Raw genomic sequence first — 4674 nt, 5'->3', positions numbered from 1 at the left:
GCCGGCCGTCGGGCGGCGCGCGCTCGGGCAGCGCGGCCAGGAGCGCCTCGGTGTAGGGATGCTGCGGCGTCGCGAACAGCCGGTCCACGCGCTGCTGCTCCATCACCTGGCCCGCATACATCACGGCGATGCGCTGCGCCATCTCGCTGACCACGCCCATGTTGTGCGTGATCAGCACCAGCGCCATGCCGCGCTCCTTCTGCAGGTCGCGCAGCAGGTCGAGGATCTGCGCCTGGATCGTGACGTCGAGCGCGGTAGTCGGCTCGTCGGCGATCAGCAGGCGCGGGTTGCAGGCGATCGCCATCGCGATCATCACGCGCTGGTTCATGCCGCCCGAGAGCTGGTGCGGATAGCTAGAGAGGCGCGACGACGCGGCCGGGATGCCGACCTGCTCGAGCAGTTCGGTGGCGCGCTTCTTAGCCGCGCGCCGGTCGAGCCCGAGGTGCAGGCGCAGCGTCTCCATCAACTGGAAGCCGATGGTGAAGCAGGGGTTGAGGCTGGTGGTGGGCTCCTGGAAGATCATCGCGACCTCCTTGCCCACCAGCGTGCGGCGCGCCTTGTCGGAGATGCCGAGCAGGTCGCGGCCCGCGAAGCGCATGTGGTCGGCGCGCACGCGGCCCGGGAAGCCGATCAGCCCCATCAGCGCCATCATGGTCACGCTCTTGCCCGAGCCCGATTCGCCGACGATGCCGAGCACCTCGCCCTCCTCGAGCGAGAGGCTCACGCCGTCGACAGCATGCATCACGCCGCCCTGGGTCGGGAATTCGACGTGCAGATCCTGGATGTCGAGCAAAGGCATCGATGCGTTCCCTTGCTTCAGCGCTTGAGCTTCGGATCGAGCGCGTCGCGCAGACCGTCGCCCAGCAGGTTGAAGGCCAGCACCGCCGCGAGGATGGCGAGGCCGGGGAAGGTCACGACCCACCAGGCGCGCAGCACGAACTCGCGCGCATCGGCCAGCATGGTGCCCCACTCGGGCGAGGGCGGCTGCGCGCCGAGGCCGAGGAAGCCGAGCGCTGCCGCGTCGAGGATGGCGGTGGAGATGCCCAGCGAGGCCTGCACGATCAGCGGCGCCGCGCAGTTCGGCAGCACCTCGCGGAACATCAGGCGCAGGGTGCCGGCGCCGCTGACGCGCGCCGCGGTCACGTAGTCGCGCGAGACCTCGGCGATGACGGCCGCGCGCGTGATGCGCACGTAGTGCGGCAGCACGACGATGGCCACGGCGAGCATCGCGTTGATGAGGCCGGGCCCGAGGATGGCCACGATCACGATCGCGAGCAGCAGGCTCGGCAGCGTGAGGATGATGTCCATCAGCCGCATGATCGCGATCTCGAGCACGCCGCGGAAGAAGCCCGCGACCAGGCCGAGCACCACGCCCACCACCACCGAGATCGCGACCACCGCGACGCCGATCGACAGCGACAGGCGCGCGCCGTACATGAGGCGCGAGAGGATGTCGCGGCCGATGGCGTCGGTGCCCAGCAGGTAGGTGAGCGAGCCGCCCTGCTGCCAGGCCGGCGGCTGCAGGAACACGGCGCTGTTGGTCTGGTTCGGCGCATGCGGCGCGATCCACGGCGCGAGCAATGCGACCAGCAGCAGCACGGCGATGGTGACCAGGCCGATCACCGCACCGCGGTTGGCGGAGAAAGCGCTCCAGAATTCGCGCCAGGGTCCGGGCGGCGCCGTGGCACCGGAGGTGGCGCTGGGAAGGGTGTGGGTCGATGCCATGGATTCAGCGCCGGATGCGGGGGTTGATGACGCCGTAGGTCAGGTCGACCAGCAGGTTGACCAGCATCACGATGCCGCCGAGCAGCAGCATGCCGCCCTGCAGCACCGGATAGTCGCGCCGGCCGATCGCCTCGATCAGCCACTTGCCGACGCCGGGCCACGAGAAGATGGTCTCGGTGAGGATGGCGCCGGTGAACAGCACGCCCACCTGCAGCCCGATCACGGTGACGACCGGGATCAGCGCGTTGCGCAGCGCATGCAGGCCCACCACGCGAAAGGGCGACAGGCCCTTGGCGCGCGCGGTGCGGATGTAGTCCTCGCCGAGCACCTCGAGCATGGCCGAGCGCGTCATGCGCGCGATCACCGCGAGCGGCACCGTGCCCAGCACCACGGCCGGCAGCACGAGGTGATGCAGCGCCGACCAGAAGGCATCGATCTCGCCGGCGCGCAATGCATCGAGCAGCAGGAAACCGGTGTCGGGCTCGACGTAGTACTGCACCGCGATACGGCCCGAGACCGGCGTCCAGCCCAACTGCACCGAGAAGAAGAGGATGAGCAGCAGGCCCCACCAGAAGATCGGCATCGAGTAGCCGGTGAGCGAGGTGGCCATCACGCCGTGATCGAAGATCGAGTTGCGCCGCACCGCCGCGAGGATGCCCGCGGGCAGCCCGAGCAGCAGCGCGAACACGATCGCGCAGACGCCGAGCTCGATGGTGGCGGGGAACAGCGCGAGGAACTCGTTCATCACCGATTCCTGCGTGATCAGCGACTTGCCGAGATCGCCATGCAGCACGCGCGCGATGTAGATGCCGTACTGCACGATCACCGGCTTGTCGAGGCCGTAGGCGGTGAGCAGCTCGGCATGGCGCGCGGGGTCGATCCCGCGCTCGCCGGCCATGGTTTCAATGGGGTCGCCCGGCACCAGCCGGATGAGGAAGAAGGCAAGCAGCGTCATGCCGAAGAAGGTCGGCACCAGCAAGCTCACGCGCGTGAGGAGGAAGCGAAACATCGACCCGCAATATGCAAGATCGATGCCGCGGCCCCACCCGGGCCGAACCCTTACTTTTTGGCGTCGCGCAACTCTCTGCGCAGGATCTTTCCGACCGGTGTCTTCGGCAGGTCAGTGCGAAACTCTACGATTCGCGGCTGCTTGTAACCCGTAAGGTTTGCTCTGCAGTATTCGCGCACCTGCGCCTCGGTGAGCGACTCGTCCTTCTTCACGATCACGAGCTTCACGGCCTCGCCGGTCTTCTCGTCGTTCACGCCCACGGCCGCGCATTCGAGCACGCCCGGAATCTGTGCGACCACGTCCTCGATCTCGTTCGGGTACACGTTGAAGCCCGACACCAGGATCATGTCCTTCTTGCGATCGACCACCTTGAAGTAGCCGCGTTCGTCGACCACGCCGATGTCGCCGCTCTTGAAGTAGCCGTCGCTGGTCATGACCTTCGCGGTCTCGTCGGGGCGCTGCCAGTAGCCGGCCATCACCTGCGGTCCCTTGATCGCGATCTCGCCGGGCTCGCCGAGTGCAACCTCGTTGCCGTTGTCGTCGAGCAGCTTGAGCCAGGTGCTCGGCAGCGGCACGCCGATCGTGCCGGTGTAGGCCTTGCTGTCGGTCGGGTTGCAGGTGGTCGAGGGCGAGGTCTCGGACAGGCCGTAGCCCTCGCAGATCGGGCAGCCGGTCTTCTCGAGCCAGAGCTTCGCGACCGCGGCCTGCACCGCCATGCCGCCGCCCACCGAGACCTTGAGGTTGGACCAGTCGACGGTGTTGAAGTCGGGATGGTTGGCCAGGCCGTTGAACAGCGTGTTGACCGCGGGGAAGCTGTGGATCGTGTGCTTCGACAGTTCCTTGAGCACCGCGGGCAGGTCGCGCGGATTCGGAATCAGGATCAACTTGCCGCCCGTGCGCATGCTCAGCATCATGCCGACCGTGAACGCGAAGATGTGATACAGCGGCAGCGCGCACACGCTCGTGGGTTGCTGGCCCGCGGGCACCTTGCGCATCACCGGTTCGTTCCAGGCCTCGGACTGCAGCACGTTGGCGATCACGTTGCGATGCAGCAGCACCGCGCCCTTCGACACGCCCGTGGTGCCGCCGGTGTACTGCAGCACCGCGACGTCGTCGGCGCCGATGGCCGGCGTCTGCAGCTTGCGGCCCGCGCCCTGGTCGAGCGCATCGTTGAAGCGCACCGCGCCCGGCAGGTTGAAGGCCGGCACCAGCTTCTTGACGTTGCGCACCACGTAGTTGACGAGCGCGCCCTTGAGGAAGCCGAGCCGGTCGCCCATCGAGGCCAGCACGATGTGCTTGATCGGCGTGGCCGCGATGCACTGCTGCAGCGTGACGCCGAAGTTCTCCATGATGACGATCGCCTTCGCGCCCGAGTCCTTGAGCTGGTGCTCGAGTTCGCGCGGCGTGTACAGCGGATTCACGTTCACCAGGATCAGGCCCGCGCGCAGGATGCCGGCCACCGCGATCGGGTACTGCGGGCAGTTGGGCATCATGGCCGCGACGCGGTCGCCCTTGGCCAGGCCCAGCCCCTGCAGGTAGGCCGCGAAGGCCTTGCTGAGCTTGTCGGTCTCGGCATAGCTCACGTCCTTGCCCATGAAGCTGTAGGCCGTGCGGTCGGCGTACTTCGAGAAGCTCTCTTCCATGAGACCGACCAGCGAGGGGTACTGCGATGGGTCGATGTCGGCAGGCACGCCTTGCGGGTAACTGCTGAGCCAGGGACGATCGGTCATGGATGTGTCTCCTCCGGAGTCGGATTGGGATGAAAACGAAAACGGCGCCTGAGCGGCGCCGTAAGGGTTTGCCCGCAGAGCGCGGGCCGGGACGGAACCTCGGCCTATTCGATGGCCTTGCCCATATCTTCCACTACTTTTTTGGCATCGCCAAAGACCATCATGGTCTTGTCCATGTAGAAGAGTTCGTTGTCCAGCCCTGCGTAGCCG

At 67.2% G+C, this 4674-nt stretch carries 5 protein-coding genes; all 5 read right to left on the bottom strand.

Features of this window, described 5'->3' with window-relative positions; all coding sequences use genetic code 11:
- A partial coding sequence (locus AC27VN_RS33270; protein WP_490879322.1) for an ABC transporter ATP-binding protein occupies positions 1-799 on the bottom strand: 799 nt, incomplete at its 3' end.
- 17 nt (positions 800-816) lie between these two features.
- A complete protein-coding gene (locus AC27VN_RS33265; RefSeq protein ID WP_203204012.1) occupies positions 817-1725 on the bottom strand; it encodes an ABC transporter permease subunit in 909 nt (302 codons plus the stop codon).
- 4 nt (positions 1726-1729) lie between these two features.
- The gene (locus tag AC27VN_RS33260; RefSeq protein WP_490879321.1) at positions 1730-2734 is read right to left on the bottom strand and encodes an ABC transporter permease subunit; all 1005 of its coding nucleotides are present in this window, start codon (positions 2732-2734) and stop codon (positions 1730-1732) included.
- A 50-nt stretch (positions 2735-2784) separates the two neighbouring features.
- Positions 2785-4464: a long-chain-fatty-acid--CoA ligase gene (locus AC27VN_RS33255; protein WP_203204010.1), complete on the bottom strand. Its 1680-nt coding sequence runs from the start codon at positions 4462-4464 to the stop codon at positions 2785-2787.
- A 104-nt stretch (positions 4465-4568) separates the two neighbouring features.
- Positions 4569-4674 (bottom strand): NAD(P)(+) transhydrogenase (Re/Si-specific) subunit beta (locus AC27VN_RS33250; RefSeq protein WP_139237527.1); only part of this gene is annotated, 106 nt, incomplete at its 5' end.

Source organism: Variovorax sp. 20P10.2.4 (assembly GCF_058244205.1).
Note: the sequence above shows the minus strand (reverse complement) of the source record. Positions and strands in the feature narration are given on the sequence as shown.

Bases quoted from the DNA above. Each gene is read 5' to 3' on its own strand.
- AC27VN_RS33265 (WP_203204012.1), bottom strand. From the start codon at position 1,725: ATGGCATCGACCCACACCCTTCCCAGCGCCACCTCCGGTGCCACGGCG.
- AC27VN_RS33260 (WP_490879321.1), bottom strand. From the start codon at position 2,734: ATGTTTCGCTTCCTCCTCACGCGCGTGAGCTTGCTGGTGCCGACCTTC.
- AC27VN_RS33255 (WP_203204010.1), bottom strand. From the start codon at position 4,464: ATGACCGATCGTCCCTGGCTCAGCAGTTACCCGCAAGGCGTGCCTGCC.